The 16,922-nt window shown below is 51.4% G+C and carries 12 protein-coding genes; 8 read left to right on the plus strand and 4 right to left on the minus strand.

From position 1 onward, the window contains the following. The first annotated feature begins 109 nt into the window (after window positions 1–109). The 7 genes from PUT07_RS11730 to gyrA all read left to right on the plus strand — a co-directional run bounded on the left by PUT07_RS11730 (window position 110) and on the right by gyrA (window position 13,217). Window positions 110–1,969: an ABC transporter ATP-binding protein gene (locus PUT07_RS11730; protein WP_274468174.1), complete on the plus strand. Its 1,860-nt coding sequence runs from the start codon at window positions 110–112 to the stop codon at window positions 1,967–1,969. A 14-nt stretch (window positions 1,970–1,983) separates the two neighbouring features. Continuing rightward, window positions 1,984–3,813, plus strand: a complete 1,830-nt coding sequence (locus tag PUT07_RS11735) for an ABC transporter ATP-binding protein (RefSeq protein WP_274469299.1) — start codon at window positions 1,984–1,986, stop codon at window positions 3,811–3,813. 2,082 nt (window positions 3,814–5,895) lie between these two features. Beyond that, window positions 5,896–6,711, plus strand: coding sequence for a GDSL-type esterase/lipase family protein (locus PUT07_RS11740; RefSeq protein ID WP_274468176.1), 816 nt, complete (start codon window positions 5,896–5,898; stop codon window positions 6,709–6,711). Window positions 6,712–6,726: 15 nt separating this feature from the next. Beyond that, window positions 6,727–7,713, plus strand: a complete 987-nt coding sequence (locus PUT07_RS11745; protein ID WP_274468177.1) for an ABC transporter ATP-binding protein — start codon at window positions 6,727–6,729, stop codon at window positions 7,711–7,713. A gap of 14 nt (window positions 7,714–7,727) precedes the next feature. Then, window positions 7,728–8,720 carry an ABC transporter permease gene (locus tag PUT07_RS11750; RefSeq protein ID WP_274468179.1) on the plus strand — a complete coding sequence of 331 codons (993 nt, stop codon included), beginning with the start codon at window positions 7,728–7,730 and terminating at the stop codon, window positions 8,718–8,720. Window positions 8,721–8,783: 63 nt separating this feature from the next. After that, window positions 8,784–10,751 (plus strand): DNA topoisomerase IV subunit B, encoded by a 1,968-nt coding sequence (gene parE / locus PUT07_RS11755; protein ID WP_274468181.1) that lies wholly within the window; start codon window positions 8,784–8,786, stop codon window positions 10,749–10,751. A 24-nt stretch (window positions 10,752–10,775) separates the two neighbouring features. Then, the gene (gene gyrA / locus PUT07_RS11760) at window positions 10,776–13,217 is read left to right on the plus strand and encodes a DNA gyrase subunit A (protein WP_274468183.1); all 2,442 of its coding nucleotides are present in this window, start codon (window positions 10,776–10,778) and stop codon (window positions 13,215–13,217) included. Here the strand turns inward: gyrA and PUT07_RS11765 are convergent. Further along, on the minus strand, window positions 13,208–13,375 hold the full coding sequence (locus tag PUT07_RS11765; protein ID WP_274468185.1) for a hypothetical protein: 168 nt from the start codon (window positions 13,373–13,375) through the stop codon (window positions 13,208–13,210). The two genes, gyrA and PUT07_RS11765, sit on opposite strands and share 10 nt — an antisense overlap. A gap of 266 nt (window positions 13,376–13,641) precedes the next feature. Here PUT07_RS11765 and PUT07_RS11770 point away from each other — a divergent pair, with 266 nt between their 5' ends. Next, a complete protein-coding gene (locus tag PUT07_RS11770) occupies window positions 13,642–14,046 on the plus strand; it encodes a MarR family winged helix-turn-helix transcriptional regulator (protein WP_274469300.1) in 405 nt (134 codons plus the stop codon). A gap of 18 nt (window positions 14,047–14,064) precedes the next feature. Here the strand turns inward: PUT07_RS11770 and PUT07_RS11775 are convergent, their stop codons facing one another. The 3 genes from PUT07_RS11775 to PUT07_RS11785 are packed head-to-tail and all read right to left on the minus strand — an operon-like array spanning window position 14,065 to window position 16,802. Continuing rightward, window positions 14,065–14,757, minus strand: coding sequence for an RluA family pseudouridine synthase (locus PUT07_RS11775; RefSeq protein ID WP_274468186.1), 693 nt, complete (start codon window positions 14,755–14,757; stop codon window positions 14,065–14,067). A 1-nt stretch (window position 14,758) separates the two neighbouring features. Further along, window positions 14,759–15,625: a class I SAM-dependent methyltransferase gene (locus PUT07_RS11780; protein WP_274468187.1), complete on the minus strand. Its 867-nt coding sequence runs from the start codon at window positions 15,623–15,625 to the stop codon at window positions 14,759–14,761. 55 nt (window positions 15,626–15,680) lie between these two features. Next, window positions 15,681–16,802, minus strand: coding sequence for a peptidylprolyl isomerase (locus tag PUT07_RS11785; protein ID WP_274468188.1), 1,122 nt, complete (start codon window positions 16,800–16,802; stop codon window positions 15,681–15,683). Window positions 16,803–16,922 lie beyond the last annotated feature (120 nt).

Here is a 16,922-nt window from a genome sequence, read left to right on the forward strand (position 1 = left end):
CACGCATTCTCTAGATTGCCCGCATATAGGGATGGTGTTAAGATTCATTAAGTATTAAAACGCTTACCGAGCTTTTCCAAATTAGCCTTCTTGAGGAGGGGTCACGAAAGTGGAAGTATTCAGGCAACTGAAGCCCTATTTTTGGCCAGAGAAAAAACTGTTTTTTGGAGCAATTCTATGTTTGGCAATGGCAACTGCATTAGGTCTCGTGTATCCGAATTTGCTGAGGTATTTGATCGACGATGTGATCGCCAAGAAGCAATTCGATCTCGTGCCCAAACTGGCGCTTGTCGTTGTACTCGTTGTATCGCTGAAGGGGATGTTTCAGTTTTTGCACGGATTGTGCGGAGGCCGATTGGGTAATCGGGTTGCCTATCATTTGCGGAATGCGCTTTATAACAAGCTGCAGTATTTATCCTTTCAGTACTATGATCAGGCTAGAACGGGGGACTTAATGTCCAGACTGACAGCCGATTTGGAAGCGATCCGGCAATTCATCGGCTTCGGTTTCGCTCAGTTGCTAAACGTCGTATTAATGCTCGTTTTCGGGATGAGCATGATGTTTTCGATCAACTGGCAATTAGCTTTACTTACGATGATTTCGATGCCATTCCTGGCATTTACGGCAATACGCTTTGAAGGCAAAATCCATCCAGCCTTCCGGATGGTCCGCCAGTCACTCAGTTCGATGACAACCGCGGTGCAAGAAAACATTACCGGCGTTCGGACCGTGAAATCGTTCGCTCGTGAGTCTCATGAAGTGGAGAAATTCTCGGCTCGCAACGAGGATTACAAAGCGATGAATATCGAAAGCTCCGGGATTTGGGCGAAATATTTTCCGATCATGGAGATTTTGGCGAATTTGAGTGTTGTCATTCTGCTCGGTGTTGGCGGTTACATGGTCATCCAGGATACGATTTCGCTTGGCGAACTGGTTGCCTGCTTCAGCTTAATCTGGTACATCATCGGACCGATGTGGGGATTAGGTTTCCATATTAACAACTTCACCAATACCAAAGCATCCGGCGAGAAAATCCTCGACATTTTGCACCAATACCTGCATGTGAAAGATGCGCAGGACGCTGCTGAAGTGAAGAGCGAAAATGTGAAAGGCCATGTCCGCTTCGAGAATGTTACGTTCGCCTATCCGGAGAAGCAGCCTGCTCTTTACGATTTTAATCTGGATGCGCCTCCAGGCTCGGTCATCGGGCTTCTGGGCAGCACAGGTTCCGGGAAAACGACGGTCATTTCCTTGCTGATGAGAGCCTATAACGTGAAAGAGGGCAAGGTTAGTCTGGACGGGAAAGATATCCGTTCGCTGCAAGTCGAAAGCTACAGGAACCAAATTGCGACCGTTTTCCAAGAGACGTTCCTGTTCTCGTCCACGATTCGCAATAATATCGCTTATGGGCGCAAAGACGTGACGATGGACGAAATTATTCGCGCAGCGAAGCTGTCCAAAGCGCACGATTTCATCTCCGAGCTCCCGGAAGGGTATGACACGGTTGTCGGGGAGCGCGGACTTGGCTTGTCGGGCGGTCAGAAACAGCGGATCGCCATTGCCAGAGCGCTTATCAAAGATCCGAAGATTCTTGTGCTGGACGATGCGACCAGCGCCGTCGATATGGAAACGGAGCATGAGATCCAAGCCGGCTTCAGTGAGGTCATGGAAGGCAGAACGACTTTTATTATCGCACATCGCATTTCTTCCTTGAAGCATGCCGATGAGATTATCGTGTTGGATAAAGGCAGAATTGTCCAAAGAGGCAAGCATCATGAGCTTCTGCAGCAGGAAGGCCTATACCGCCAAACTTACGATATTCAATATGCCGATCAGCCGAAAGAAACGTCGGCGGGCGCTCAAATTGCTGCGGCTAAGGATACGTCGAATGAAACCGGCGCCGACGCAGAATCCACGATGAACGCGCGTAACCATTCCTCTTTGCAAGAAAGAAGGTTAGCACATTGAGTACGAAATCGAAGATAGAACAAGCGACTGCGAAAGGGCGGGATTCGCAAGTTGGCCAACGATTTGTGTATCAAGACGATGAATTGATCGATAAGCCCTTCGACTGGGGACAATTAAAACGATTATTCGGCTATATGAAGCCGTATCGGAAACAAATGCTGCCGATCATCATCATCATGATGCTTGTCGGCGCCATCACGAAGCTGACGGTTCCGCTGTTGATCCGGGAAGCGATCGATAAAGCTATCATTCCTAAAGATTCCAGCTTGCTGCTCATCATTGTCGGCGTCATGCTGAGCGTGTATATCATTCAATGGCTTGCCAACACATTTCGTATTAAGTATACGAATATGATCGGCCAGCGTGTCATTTATGACTTACGGCACGACCTGTTCAGCCATATTCAGAAGCTGTCCTTCCGATTCTTCGATACGCGTCCGGCCGGCTCGGTTCTGGTGCGTATAACGAACTACGTCAACTCGCTGCAGGACTTGTTTACGAACGGGGTTGTCAATCTGTTGATCGACGTCGTGCAGTTGGTCGGGATCATCATTATTTTGTTGACGTTTAACTTCAAATTGGGTGCGGCGATTATCGTGACGGTGCCGATCATGTTCTTGATCTCCACCAAGCTGCGGAAAAAAATCCGCCACGCCTGGCAGGACGTTACGATGAAGCAATCCAGGCTGAATGCGCATTTGAACGAGTGTATTCAAGGGATTAAGGTGACTCAAGCGTATACGCAGGAAAAAGAAAACATTCAATTTTTTACGAAAATGAACATGGTTAACCGGTTATCCTGGAACCGCGCTTCGATGCTCAACCAATCGTTCGGTCCGCTCATCGAGATTACAGGTGCGGTCGGCTATTGCATCTTGTTCTGGTTAGGCGCCTATTTGATCCAAACGGAAGAAATTTCAGTCGGTTTGCTGGTCGCCTTCGCTACGTACATAGGCTATTTCTGGGAGCCGATTACACGGCTTGGCCAAATGTATTCGCAGCTGCTGATTGCCATGGCTTCCGCGGAGCGGATCTTCGAGTTCATCGATGAGAAGCCGACGGTCGCCGAGCTGGAGGGTGCCAAAGATTTGCCGAACATTCAGGGGAATGTGAAATTCGAGAATCTGGTCTTCGAATATGAGCCGGGCCGACCTGCCCTCAAAGGCTTCAACCTGAATGTGACCGCGGGGCAGTCCATTGCTTTGGTCGGTCATACGGGCTCAGGCAAAAGCACGATTATGAATTTGCTCTGCCGGTTCTACGATCCGACGGAAGGCCGCATAGAAATTGACGGCCATAATATCCGGAACGTGACGATCCAGAGCTTGCGTTCGCAGATCGGTGTCGTGCTGCAGGATACGTTCATTTTCTCGGGAACGATTCGCGATAATATCCGTTTCGGCCGCTTGGATGCGACGGATGAAGAAATTGAGAACGCCGCCAAGGCCGTGCATGCGCACGATTTTATCATAGGACTGCCGAACGGTTATGACACCGAGGTGCAGGAGCGCGGGAACGTGCTATCTATGGGTCAGCGGCAGTTGATTTCGTTCGCGAGGGCGCTTTTGGCGAATCCGCGGGTGCTTATCCTGGATGAAGCGACGGCAAGTATCGATACCGATACGGAGCTGAAAATTCAGGAAGCGTTGAAAACGCTGCTTGCGGGCCGCACGTCCTTCATCGTGGCTCACAGGCTTTCGACCATTCGGAATGCGGACAAAATTGTCGTGCTGGATCACGGCCGCATGATGGAGATCGGCAACCATGACGAGCTGATGCGCGAGCAAAAAATATACTATGGCTTGATTCAAGCGCAGTATAAGTTTTTGCAGGATGCCGTATAGAAAATCAAATATACATTTTGATTGGGTTTTGCGCAACGGGGTGGAAGATTTTCTCAGAGCGGATGGTTAAGGGAGTTAGGCGGCTTGCTGCGCTTAGCTCCCTTTTTTGCGGTGATGAGGCGCCGGTGTCCGGTAGCCGTGGACGGTATGACGTTGAAGTGTCTGTCAACGGAAAAAGTCAGCGAAGCCCGCCATGGAATGGCAGCCTTCACGGCAGCCAGCTAGCCGGCAGCGTAGCGTTCATCGAGTCCGCGCCCGTCTCTAACGGACACAGCTGCGCTTATTCGGCGAAATATCGCCGATCAGGAACTCTAACGGACAGGAGCGCCGCTATTTGTCCATTTTGAATGAATTTCGCCCCCAAAATGGGCGAATAGGAGCTCCTATGTCCGTTAGCCGCGCAGCGCGCTGACAGGCAAGGAAATAACGGCGCTGGTGTCCGTTAGCCGTGGATGCCGCGGCGTTGCAGTGTCCGCCAGCGCCTTCATCGAGTCCGTGCCCGACTAACGGACACAGCTGCGCTTATTCGGCGAATTATCGCCGATCAGGAACTCTAACGGACAGCGGCGCCGCTATTTGTCCATTTTGATTGCATATCGCCCCCAAAATGGGCGAATAGGAGCTCCTGTGTCCGTTAGCCGCGCAGCGCGCTGACAGACAGGTAAATAACGGCGCTGGTGTCCGTTAGCCGTGGATGCCGCGGCGTTGCAGTGTCCGCCAGCGCAGCCTTCATCGAGTCCGCGCCCGACTAACGGACACAGCTGGGCTTATTCGGCGAAATATCGCCGATTAGGAACTCTAACGGACAGCGGCGCCGTTATTTGTCCATTTTGATCGCATATCGCCCCCAAAATGGGCGAATAGGAGCTCCTGTGTACGTTAGCCGCGCAGCTCGCTGACAGACAGGGAAATAACGGCGCTGGTGTCCGTTAGCCGTGGATGTCGCGGCGTTGCAGTGTCTGCCAGCGCAGCCTTCATCGAGTCCGCACCCGACTAACGGACACAGCTGCGCTTATTCGGCGAAATATCGCCGATTAGGAACTCTAACGGACAGCGGCGCCGTTATTTGTCCATTTTGATTGAATTTCGTCCCCAAAATGGGCGAACAGGAGCTCCTGTGTCCGTTAGCCGTGCAGCGCGCTGACAGACAGGGAAATAACGGCGCTGGTGTCCGTTAGCCGTGGATGCCGCAGCGTTGCAGTGTCCGCCAGCGCAGCCTTCATCGAGTCCGCGCCCGACTAACGGACACAGCTGCGCTTATTCGGCGAAATATCGCCGATTAGGAACTCTAACGGACAGCGGCGCCGTTATTTGTCCATTTTGATTGAATTTCGTCCCCAAAATGGGCGAACAGGAGCTCCTGTGTCCGTTAGCCGTGCAGCGCGCTGACAGACAGGGAAATAACGGCGCTGGTGTCCGTTAGCCGTGTAATGCAGCCGTTAACAGGTAGCTTTCTGCTTATATTCCCTCGTTCATCCACCAATTCTGCCTATCGCCAATCGATCCACCGCTAGTTCTGCCAGCGTTTCCTCGTTCATCCACCAATTCAGCCTATCGCCAATCGATCCACAACTAGTTCTGCCAGCGTTTCCACGTACGCCCACCAATTCAGCCTATCGACACTCGATCCACCACCAATTCTGCCAGCGTTTCCATGTACGCCCACCAATTCAGCCTATCGCCAATCGATCCACCACTAGACCTGTCTGCATTTTCTCGTTCCTTCCACTACTTCTGGTTGCTTTTCACAATCCCCGCTAGTTATATCTGCGTTTCCTCGATCCACCACTAATTCTACCTATGTTCCTCGTCCATCCACCAAATCAGCCAATCGTCACTCATTCAGACGGCATATCGCCACACGCTATCCAACAGCCTTTGCCCCAGTAAGAGGTTGCAACGAGCCAAACTTGGCTATACCAGGGCAGTTCACTTCTTCTAACGGCATTTATATGCTATACTACAAAATGCGAACGCACGGTCGCATCGTGATGCTTCCCCCCATTGCAGCGTTTGCAAATTTATGCCGGAAGCTATACTCTTAGAATGAATTATGCCATTTATTCGCAGGAGGGGACAGACTTGAGATCATCTCGCTTCATATGGGGAACAATTGGCTTGACAGCCTCCATTACGACGATTGCATTCGCGGTAGGATTCGGCTACGCGGCGAATCAGATATGGTTTCCGAAAGCATCGGGTACGCTTCAGCTGAACACAGAGGCGCCGAAGAAGGAAACGATGATTGAAAGCAAGGCCAAGCTGCAAATTGTTGCGCTCGGCGATTCGTTGACCGCCGGTACAGGCGACAACACGGGCAAAGGCTACGTCGGACGCGTCCGCGAGAAGCTCGAGCAAGAAACCGGCAAGCCGGTCTTTGTGCTGAATAACCTGGCGATTCCGGGCTATAAGAGCGATCAATTGTTAGCTGATCTTGCTCTGAAGAAGACGCAGGATGCGCTGGCTCAGGCCGATATTGTTTTGCTGACGATTGGCGGCAATGACATATTCGCAGGCGGAGAAGGGTTGTTCACAGGGGACAATCAAACCGAGTTTAACCCCGAAGCCGCGGTTAGCCGCGTCACGCCAGCACTTGAGAAAATGGACAAGATTTTGCAAGCCATCAATCAGGCGAATCCGAAAGCAACCGTGCTTTATGTCGGGCTGTATCACCCGTTCCTGGATCTCGACGCCAAGAGGGAGGGCTCTTTGATCGTTCAGCGCTGGAATAACGGTGTCTTCGAACTGATCAATCGCTACCCGCAGATGATCATTGTCCCGACCTACGATTTGTTCGAACAAAATTTGATGAAATATTTGTCGTCTAGCGATCATTTTCATCCCAATGCGGATGGCTATGAGCGGATTGCGGATCGAATTTTACAAATTCTGAAGTAATGGGGGCAGGCAAAAATGGCAGCATCAGCAACAACATCAGCAACAGCAACAACCGTTCCTACAACCGTGTTGTCCGTTAAAAACTTAAAAAAACGAATTAAAAATAAAGAGATTATCAAAGGCATTTCCTTCGACGTGTATGCAGGTGAAATCTTCGGCTTTCTCGGACCGAACGGTTCCGGCAAAACGACAACCATCCGGATGCTTGTCGATCTGATCCGTCCGACGGAGGGCAGCATCGAAATCTGCGGCTACGATGTCCGCAAGCAGCACAATCAAGCTATGCGCCACATCGGCTGTATCGTTGAGAACCCGGAGCTGTACTCGTATTTGACAGGTTGGGAAAATCTTGAGCATTTCGCCCGGATGCTGCCGGATGTCGGTGAGGAGAGAATCCAGGAGGTCGTCGACATTGTCTCGATGGACGCTCGGATTCACGATAAAGTGCGGACCTATTCGCTCGGGATGAGACAGCGGCTTGGCATCGCTCAAGCATTGCTGGGCCGGCCGAGCCTGCTTATTTTGGACGAGCCGACCAACGGCCTTGATCCGCAAGGCATTAAGGAGATGAGAGAATTCATCCAACGGTTAGCCGAAGGCGGATTAAGTTTGTTCGTTTCGTCCCACTTATTGAGTGAAATTCAACAAATGTGCGACAGGGTCGCGATCATTAGTCACGGGCAAGTGATTCAAGTAGGAGCCGTAGATGATTTGATTGCGCAGGGGGGCAAAGTGGTGTGGTCCGTGTCTCCGGCCGATAAGGCCGAGGGGCTTCTAGATGCGTCGCCGCTTGTGCATGCCATCGAGGAGATTGCTCAAGACGAGCACCATCTCACCCAGTCTTCGGTGAAACAAATCGTCACTCAGATGGATAAAGAGCATGTCCCGCAATTAAGCCGCGAATTGATGGAAGCAGGAATTAGCCTCTTTGCCGTAGAAATCAAGAACCCGACACTGGAAGATTTGTTCTTGAGCCTGACCGAAGGGGAAACGATACATTAGGGAGGGTGAGAGAAGTGCGTACTTTGTATGAGCTTGTCAAAAACGAATGCATCAAAATGATCAAGAAAAAGCGGTTCTATGTCATTATTCTTATCCTGCTTGCCCTTATTCCTATGTTTACGTATGCTCAAATGCGAGTCGCACAAAACGCTCAGAAGCAATTCGGCACAACGGATTGGAAGGCTGAGCAGCGTCAGAGAGTGATCGACTGGGAAAAGCGCCTAAGCTCCGTGCGCACCCCGGACGAGTTCAAGCAGCAGCTCAGGGTGCAAATTCAAATTGCGAATTATTATTTGGAGCAGGATGTCGATCCGAGCTCCCCGAATGCCGTTACGTTTACGCGCGAGTTTGTGAAAAATGCCGTCTCTTTATTCATCCCGTTGATCATTATGGTGATTTCTGCAGACATCGTATCATCCGAGCATTCTACGGGGACTATTAAATTATTGTTGACAAGACCGGTTCAGCGATGGAAAATCCTATTGAGCAAATTAATTACCGTTATTTTCTTTACTTCGCTCACCGTATTGTCCACAGGGGTCATGTGTTACTTGATTTCAGGCCTTGTGTTCGGCTATAACGGATGGACGATGCCCATATTTACCGGGATCCAAGTGAATGGTACGGAAGTGGACTTCTCCTTGGTCAGAGCCGTCGATCAATGGTTCTTTCTCCTTATGGAGTTCGGACTGGTATGGTTCTCTGCGCTGGTTGTCTCTTTCATGTCGCTTATGATCTCGGTGCTCATTCGTTCCACAGCAGCAGGTATGGGGGTAATGCTCGCCGTATTGATATCTGGTACGATTCTCTCGAATATGGTGTCGTCTTGGGAAACCGCCAAATATTTATTTATGGTCAACCTGGATTTAACCAAGTATTTAACGGGAGGGCTTCCGCCGATCAAGGGGATGGACTTAGGATTCTCGCTAAGCGTTTTGAGCGTTTGGGCTGCAGCTTCGCTCATCGTGTCCTTTACAGTTTTCACGCGCAAAGATATATTGAATTAAAAGATAACATGGAGAGGCGGATCTCCTGATGATGTACCCTATACTAGACAAAGGAGGGCTTCAATGACTGAGCAGCTAGAATTAGCGAATGGAAAAGCCCCAACATCCAATTATGAAGCAGATGATATTCAAGTACTGGAAGGGCTCGTCGCTGTGCGCAAAAGACCGGGCATGTACATCGGCAGCACCAGCTCATCCGGTTTGCATCACTTGGTTTGGGAAATCGTCGATAATGCGGTAGATGAGCATTTGGCGAAGTTTTGTTCCAAAATAACCGTAACGATACATAAGGACCAATCGATTACCGTTCAGGATAACGGCCGTGGGATTCCGACCGGCATGCATAAGACGGGAGTGCCTACGCCGCAAGTCGTGTACACCATTCTCCATGCCGGCGGGAAGTTCGGCGGGTCGGGCTATAAGAAATCCGGAGGTCTTCACGGCGTAGGCGCATCGGTTACGAACGCGCTTTCCGAGTGGCTGGAGGTTGAAATTTACCGGGACGGCAAAATTCACCGGATGCGCTTCGAATATTGGGTGGACGATGCGGGCGTCGAGCACGTCGGGGAGCCTGTAACCCCGCTCGAAGTGATTGGCAATACGAATCGGACGGGAACGAAGGTTACGTTCAAGCCTGACAAAAGGGTGTTCCAAGGCGGGACAACGATCTCCTATGATACGCTGGCCGAGCGGCTGCAGGAAATTGCTTTCCTGAACTCGGGGCTGCTTGTGAATATAAAGGATGAGCGTACGGACAAACAGGAGTCTTTTCAGTATGAAGGCGGCGCTAGCCAATTCGTTGAGTTCCTGAATGAAGAGAAGACGGTGCTTCACCCGGTCATTCATTTTGCCGCAGAAAAGGATGAGATTGAGGTCGAAGTCGCCCTGCAGTATAATGACGGCTACACCGAAACGATTGCTTCCTTCGTGAACGCCATCCCGACTCGCGGCGGCGGTACGCATGAGACAGGTTTCAAGACGGCGTACACGCGCGTCATGAATGAATATGCCCGCAAAGCGGGAATTCTCAAGGAAAAAGAAAAAAATCTGGACGGCACCGACCTGCGGGAAGGGATGATGGCTGTCATCAATATTAAAATGGGCGAGGTCGAATTCGTCGGTCAAACGAAGGACCAGCTTGGAAGCGCTATTGCCAGAAGTGCGGTCGATGCGGTCGTTTCCGATAAAATGACGGTATTCTTGGAAGAGAATCCGCAAATCGCGCAAATGATGCTGAAGAAGGCTGTGCAAGCCTCCAAAGCACGTGAAGCGGCACGCAAAGCGAGAGAAGAGATTCGCAGCGGGAAGAAGGGCAAGAGCGAAAGCTCGAACCTGGGCGGGAAGCTGACTCCCGCACAATCCAAGGATCTCCAACGCAATGAATTGTTCGTCGTTGAGGGCGATTCCGCCGGCGGATCGGCGAAGCAGGGCCGCGACTCCAAGCATCAGGCCATCCTCCCGCTGAAAGGCAAGCCGATGAATCCCGAGAAAGCGAAGCTGCTCGACATCATGAAAAATGACGAGTATAAAGCGATTATCGCCGCGATCGGCGCTGGCGTCGGTTCCGATTTTGAGTTAGATGAGATGAATTACGGCAAAATTATTATTATGACGGACGCCGATACCGATGGCGCGCACATTCAAGTGCTCTTGCTTACGTTCTTCTACCGGTATATGAAGCCGATGCTGGATGCAGGCAAGGTGTATATCGCTCAGCCTCCGCTCTATAAAGTGACGCGCAAAGGCAAAAACGGCGGGTACAAATATGCTTGGACGGACGAGCAGCTGCAAGCGGTTGTCAAAGAAATGGGCAAGAACAGCGAATTGCAGCGTTATAAAGGACTTGGCGAGATGAATCCGGAGCAGCTGTGGGAAACGACGATGAATCCGGAGAGCCGTACTTTGCTGCAAGTGCAGATCGAGGATGCTGCGAAAGCGGAGCGCCGCGTGACGACATTAATGGGTGACAAGGTAGATCCGCGCAAGCGCTGGATTATCGAGAACGTTGATTTTACCGAATATGTAGAGTAGACCAAAAAGAGTGGTGACTGAACGTTGGGCATTTTAGAAGAGTTTTTACCCGCCTATCTGGAGGAGATCGTTGGCGATCGCTTCGGGCGGTATTCCAAATATATTATTCAGGACCGCGCGATTCCTGACGTGAGAGACGGCTTGAAGCCCGTTCAACGGCGTGTTCTGTATGCAATGTACGACTCCGGCAACACGCCGGATAAACCGTATCGCAAATCCGCCAAAACGGTTGGGGATGTCATGGGTAATTATCATCCGCACGGCGATGCGTCGATCTATGACGGCATGGTGCGGATGGCGCAGCCGTGGAAAATGGGGCATACGCTTGTTGACGGCCACGGTAACTGGGGATCGCTCGACGACGATCCGCCGGCAGCGATGCGTTATACGGAAGCAAGGCTGTCCGAGATTGCGATGGAACTGCTTCGCGACATTGAGAAACGTACGGTGTTGTTCAAGGACAACTTCGACAATTCCACGAAGGAGCCTGTCGTGCTTCCGGCGCGTTATCCCAATTTGCTCGTAAACGGTGTGAGCGGCATTTCGGCAGGCTTCGCAACGGAAATTCCACCGCATAATTTGCGTGAGATTATCGACGCTTGTACGGCGATGATCGACAAGCCCGAGATTACGGTCGACGAGTTAATGACCATCGTCAAAGGGCCGGATTTCCCGACCTCCGGTATTATTATGGGGGAAGAAGGCATCCGGGACGCGTATCGCACCGGCAAAGGCAGGATCTACATTCGCTCCAAAACGGCAATTGAGGATCTGCGCGGGGGCAAACAGCAAATCGTGATTACGGAAATCCCGTACCAAGTCGTGAAATCGCGTCTTGTTACGTCGATGGAAAATATTCGTCTGGAGAAAAAGGTCGAGGGCATCGCGGAAGTGCGCGATGAGAGCGGCCGCAACGGCTTGCGGATCGTGATTGAGCTGAAGAAAGAAGCGGATGCGCAGGGGATTCTGGCCTATCTGCTGAAGAAAACGGACTTGCAAGTCACGTATAACTTCAATATGGTTGCGATTGTGAATAAGGCGCCGCGCCAATTGGGGATTCGCGAAATCCTGGAAGCTTACATCGAGCATCAGAAGGAAGTCGTTACCTTCCGTTCCCAATATGAGCTGGAGAAAGCGGAAGACCGCGCTCATGTGCTGGAAGGACTCGTGAAAGCACTAAATATATTGGACGAGGTTATCGCGACGATCAAAGCGTCCAAAAACCGCCAGGATGCTCAAAATAATCTGGTCGAGAAATTCGGCTTCTCCGAGCGCCAAGCCGATGCCATCCTTGTTTTGCAATTATACCGGTTAACGAATCTGGAAATTACGACGCTTGAGAAAGAATTGAAAGACGTTGAGAAAACGATTGCTTATTTGCGCGGCATTCTTGGCAGCTTGAAGAAGCTGCTCGGCGTGATCAAGGATGAGATGGGCGAAATCCGTAAAAAGTACGGAATCGACCGCCGTTCCGAGATCCAAGGGGAAGTTGAAGAGCTCAAGGTAAACCTGGAAGTGCTTGTTAATCCGGAAGATGTATTCGTTACGCTCTCCAATGAGGGTTATCTGAAGCGCACCAGCAAGCTGTCCTTTACTCGTTCCGGCGGCGAGTTGGAGAATACGGGACTTAAGGATGGGGACTACCTCCGCTATCTCCTTGACGTGAATACCATTGAGAATCTGCTGATCTTCACCAAGAAAGGGCTTTATTACCTGCTGCCTGTCCATCAGGTGCCCGAGTACAAGTGGAAAGAAAACGGCACCGCCATCGTGAATGTCATCCCGATCGCCAAGGAAGACCGCATCGTCAGCGTCATTCCGGTGAAAGGCTTCGACGATCCGGCGAAATCGCTCGTGTTCGTGACACGCAGAGGCCAAGTGAAACGGACGGAGCTCAAAGAGTACATGACGAACCGATCTAACGGAATCGTCGCGTGCAAGCTCGGCGAGCAGGATGATGTGCTGCAGGTGCAGCTCAGCGACAACACGAAGGAAATTCTGCTCGTCACGAAGCAGGGCATGAGCATCCGCTTCCGCGAGGAGGAAGTGAACCCGATGGGCCGTGCGGCCGGTGGCGTGCGCGGCATCCAGCTCAAGGAGGACGACGAGGTCGTTGCCGCCGAGTGGATTTATGGCGATGAGGGCGAAGTGCTCGTCATTTCGGATCTCGGGTATGCGAAACGGTCGCTTGTCGTCGATTATCCGATTCAAGGGCGCGGAGGGAAAGGCATTCTTACCTTCGAATTCAAGGAAGGCAAGCGCGTAAGGCCTAACGGCTCGGCGCTCATCCGCACGTTCATCGTGAAGATGGATTATTTGATCACCGCGATTATGAGCAATGGCGAGAAGCTTCGCTTCTCTACGGAGACTGCACCTTTGGAAGACCGCAAGGCGCAAGGCAAGCAGCTGATCCCGGTGACCAAGACGGAGTCGATCGTCGATGTGCTGCGCTTCCCTCAATCATAGGAGATTGACGGAGGGTCCAGCTTTTCCATCAATTTAAAAGCTAACTCCAATACGACCCACAGGGGCATCGGTTCATCCAACCGATCCAGCCACTGTGGGTCGTTCAATATGCCGGCTTCCAGTGCTTTTTTGCCGAGCTCCATTTTCCAAGCGTCCACTTGACAACACTCCTTCATAGGCAGTTCACGATAAATATCCGCTTCACAGTATATGTCGGGAGTGGGCGTTGTGTTAAAAAAAGTCGAGCGGCAAGCCGCCTCTCACAGGAACAGACAAAGTTAGCGGAGCGTCGACAAACTGCCACAGCATGTCCTATTCAAGCGCAGCTTTTGTAGGAAAGTATTAATGGCATTAACCTTTTAACGAGCGGTAATGCGTGCTATACTTGGCTTATAGTAGATGTTGGAAGCGAGTTGATGTGAGGTTGTATTCTGATGAGTTTGGAAAGCTGTGGCTGAAATTGTCTAAGGAATTGAAGAGCCAGATGGAAGTAGGATTAGCACCTACGATTACAGAAGGGCAACTTAATGTATTAGAATTGCTTATGACGAATGAGCGTATGAAGCCTTCAGATCTAATCGAATATTTAACTACAACACCTGCGGCGGTTACAACTCTATTAGATCGTATGGAGAAAAGCGAATTAATCGTGAGAGTGCGAGATGAGAAAGACCGCCGGATCGTCTGGGTTCATGTAACAGACAAAGGAAGGGCGGAATGCGAGCGCGGTGCGTTAATCCGGGAACAACTCCTCGATACGTACCTGAGCCGCGTGTCCGCCCATAATCAGAAACTGCTCATTTATTTGCTAGGAAAGGTTGCGAATTGATGTCTTGCGGCAAGGAACTTACAATTCCGGAATTGTAAATTCGCTCCACGGCCGCTGCACCGGAGGCAGCGAGCGGAAATGCATCCGCTCCTTAAGCGTCGGATGCTCGAAGGAGAGCGCCGCCGCCCAGAGCGCAAGCTGCTGGCCCGGCTTATTGACCGCGCTGCCATAGCGCTGGTCGCCATACAGCGTGCAGCCGATCGCGGCCATCTGCACGCGGATCTGATGCGGCCGCCCGGTATGCAGCTTGATCTGTACCAAGCTGAAGCCGTCACGGCTGCCGAGCAGCTTATAATCCAGCACAGCTTCCTTGGCTTCGTGCTGGCCCGGTTTGACGACGGAGACGGTGTTCGTCTTCGTATCCTTCCAGAGCCAGTGACGCAGCGTAGCGGACGGCTGTGGCGGTTTGCCATGCACAATTGCGACGTACGTCTTATCGAGCTGCCTCGTTCTTACGGCGTCCGAAAGCCGCGAGGCGGCCTTGGACGTCTTGGCGAAGACCATGACGCCGCCGACGGGACGGTCAAGCCGGTGAACAAGTCCGAGGTATACATTACCGGGCTTGTTGTGCCGAAGCTTGATGTCCGCCTTCAGCGCGTTCAGCAGGTCGGGATCGCGTGAATCGTCTTCCTGCGTCGGCATGTTCACGGGTTTCTCCACGACGAGAATGTGGTTGTCTTCGAACAGAATAGGTATTTGCGTGTCGGCCACGTTAAGCCTCCCAGCGTCCCAATATGCCGCAAGGGAGCATTAATCCGGAGTGGGTGATCGGCAATCCGATTTCTCCGCTGGAGATTGTGCCGCCGTGCTTGCTTTTCATCGCCATGGACAAGATGTTGTGCAGCACGGTTGCCGAGATGCCGGTTGTATACGAATTGATCAACAGGAAGAGCGGATTGTCGGTCAGAATCGTTTGGCATGTCTGGATGAAAGGAAAGAGATCTTCCTCCAATTTCCAGGTTTCGCCATTCGGCCCGCGTCCGTACGATGGCGGATCCATGATGATGGCATCGTATTTGCTGCCGCGGCGCTGCTCGCGCTGTACGAATTTGAACACGTCATCCGTAATGAAGCGAACGGGACGGCTGCCCATGCCGCTTAAGTGCAAGTTCTCTTTGGCCCATTGGACGACGCCTTTGGACGCATCGACGTGACAAACCTCGGCACCTGCATATGCGCACGCTAGCGACGCACCGCCGGTATAAGCGAACAGGTTCAACACTTTAATCGGCCTTTTGGCGCCTTGGATCTTCTCAATCATCCATTTCCAGTTCACGGCTTGCTCCGGAAATAAGCCCGTATGCTTGAAGCCTGTAGGCTTAATATAGAAAGTAAGCTTCTGGTCATAAGTGATCGTCCAACGCTCAGGAATTTCCGTATGGTGCTGCCATTGCCCGCCGCCGCTGGAGCTGCGGTGATAATGAGCATCCGCCTGACGCCAGGCTTGCGTTTCTTTCTCCAACGGCCAAATGATTTGCGGGTCCGGTCTTCTCAGGACGATCGTCCCCCAACGTTCCAGCTTTTCGCCGCTGCCGGTATCGAGAAGCTCGTAATCTACCCAGTCTTTTGCATAAAACATTGCTTCATTCCATCCTTCAACTTGTTTACTTTAACAAACATCCATTGTACACCATTTATTGACTTAAATCGATCTTTTCAATCAAAGCGGGCAGTTCTTTTTCGGTAAATTGCTGCATCTGGACCGGTTCCAGCGAATCTTTCAACGATTCCTTCACGGAATCCAGCGATTTAACGGATCTCGATTCAACTTTGATGACATGGTAGCCATATTGCGTCTCGACAGGGTCGCCGACGGTTCCAATCGCTTGCTCGACGGCAGCTTTCTTAAATTCGGGCACCCAGAGGCCAACCTCGGCATTCGCATACAGTCCGCCGGTCTCCTTGGAACCTGGATCGTCCGTCAGTTGTTGAGCCAGCTTCGCAAAGTCTTCGCCGTTCTTCAAGCGCTGCTGCACATCTTTCGCCAGCTTGAGGGCTTCTTCTTTGGTCCGTTTCACGGTGCCGTCGCTGCTGGTCAGACCGATAAGGATGTGGCGTACGGAGGCAATCGTATAAGCGTCCTTGTTCGCCTGCAGGTTGGCATCGTACTGCGCCTTCAGCTGGGCATCCGTAATGGTGGACCTGATTGCATGCTGCGCGATGACTTGTCCGACCCAAGCATATTGAAGCTGCGATTCCGTCACATTCGCTCTCTTGAGTATGTCTTGGAACTGCTGTTCGCCGGAATCTTGCTTCCACTTGTTGATTTGTTGTTCGGCCCCGGTTTTGGCTGCAAGGCGTTCTGTTTCCGAGGATCTGTCATACAAGATTCGGTTCCCGATCAATTGGGTAAGAACGTTTTTTTGATACGCCTGATCGTCTTTCGAAGCGTTATGGTATTGGTTGAATAAACCTTGAATCGCGAAGAACGTATCGAAATCGCCGCGGGTTACCGTACCGCCATGGTACGAAGCCACAATGGCATTCGGATTGCTGCCGATCCAGATCGTCTCATTCGCCTCATCCCATTCGACCTTCTTGCCAAGGGCTTCACTGACGAAGCGAAGAGGCACATATGTCGATCCTTCATAAATAAAGCCTTTGCCGCCATCAGGCGTCTTCTCGACACCATCGAACATATATTTGAGACTGCGGAAGGCGACTTCAATTTGAGTGCCAGCCGCAAAAGCGGCCGTGCCGCTAATTAACGAACCGATCGTTAAACCAACGATAAGTCCTTTTACCTTGTCTTTCATAACCTGGGTTCCACCTTTCAGTTATTAGTCACATTAATAATTCACCCCGCGCGAACTATTTTCCTTTTTTTAATATGAGGGGTTGAAGGAATTATCGCCTTGTATGTGGTATTAAAGGTG

This window comes from Paenibacillus sp. MAHUQ-63 (genome assembly GCF_028765165.1).
Classification (GTDB): Bacteria; Bacillota; Bacilli; order Paenibacillales; family NBRC-103111; genus Paenibacillus_E.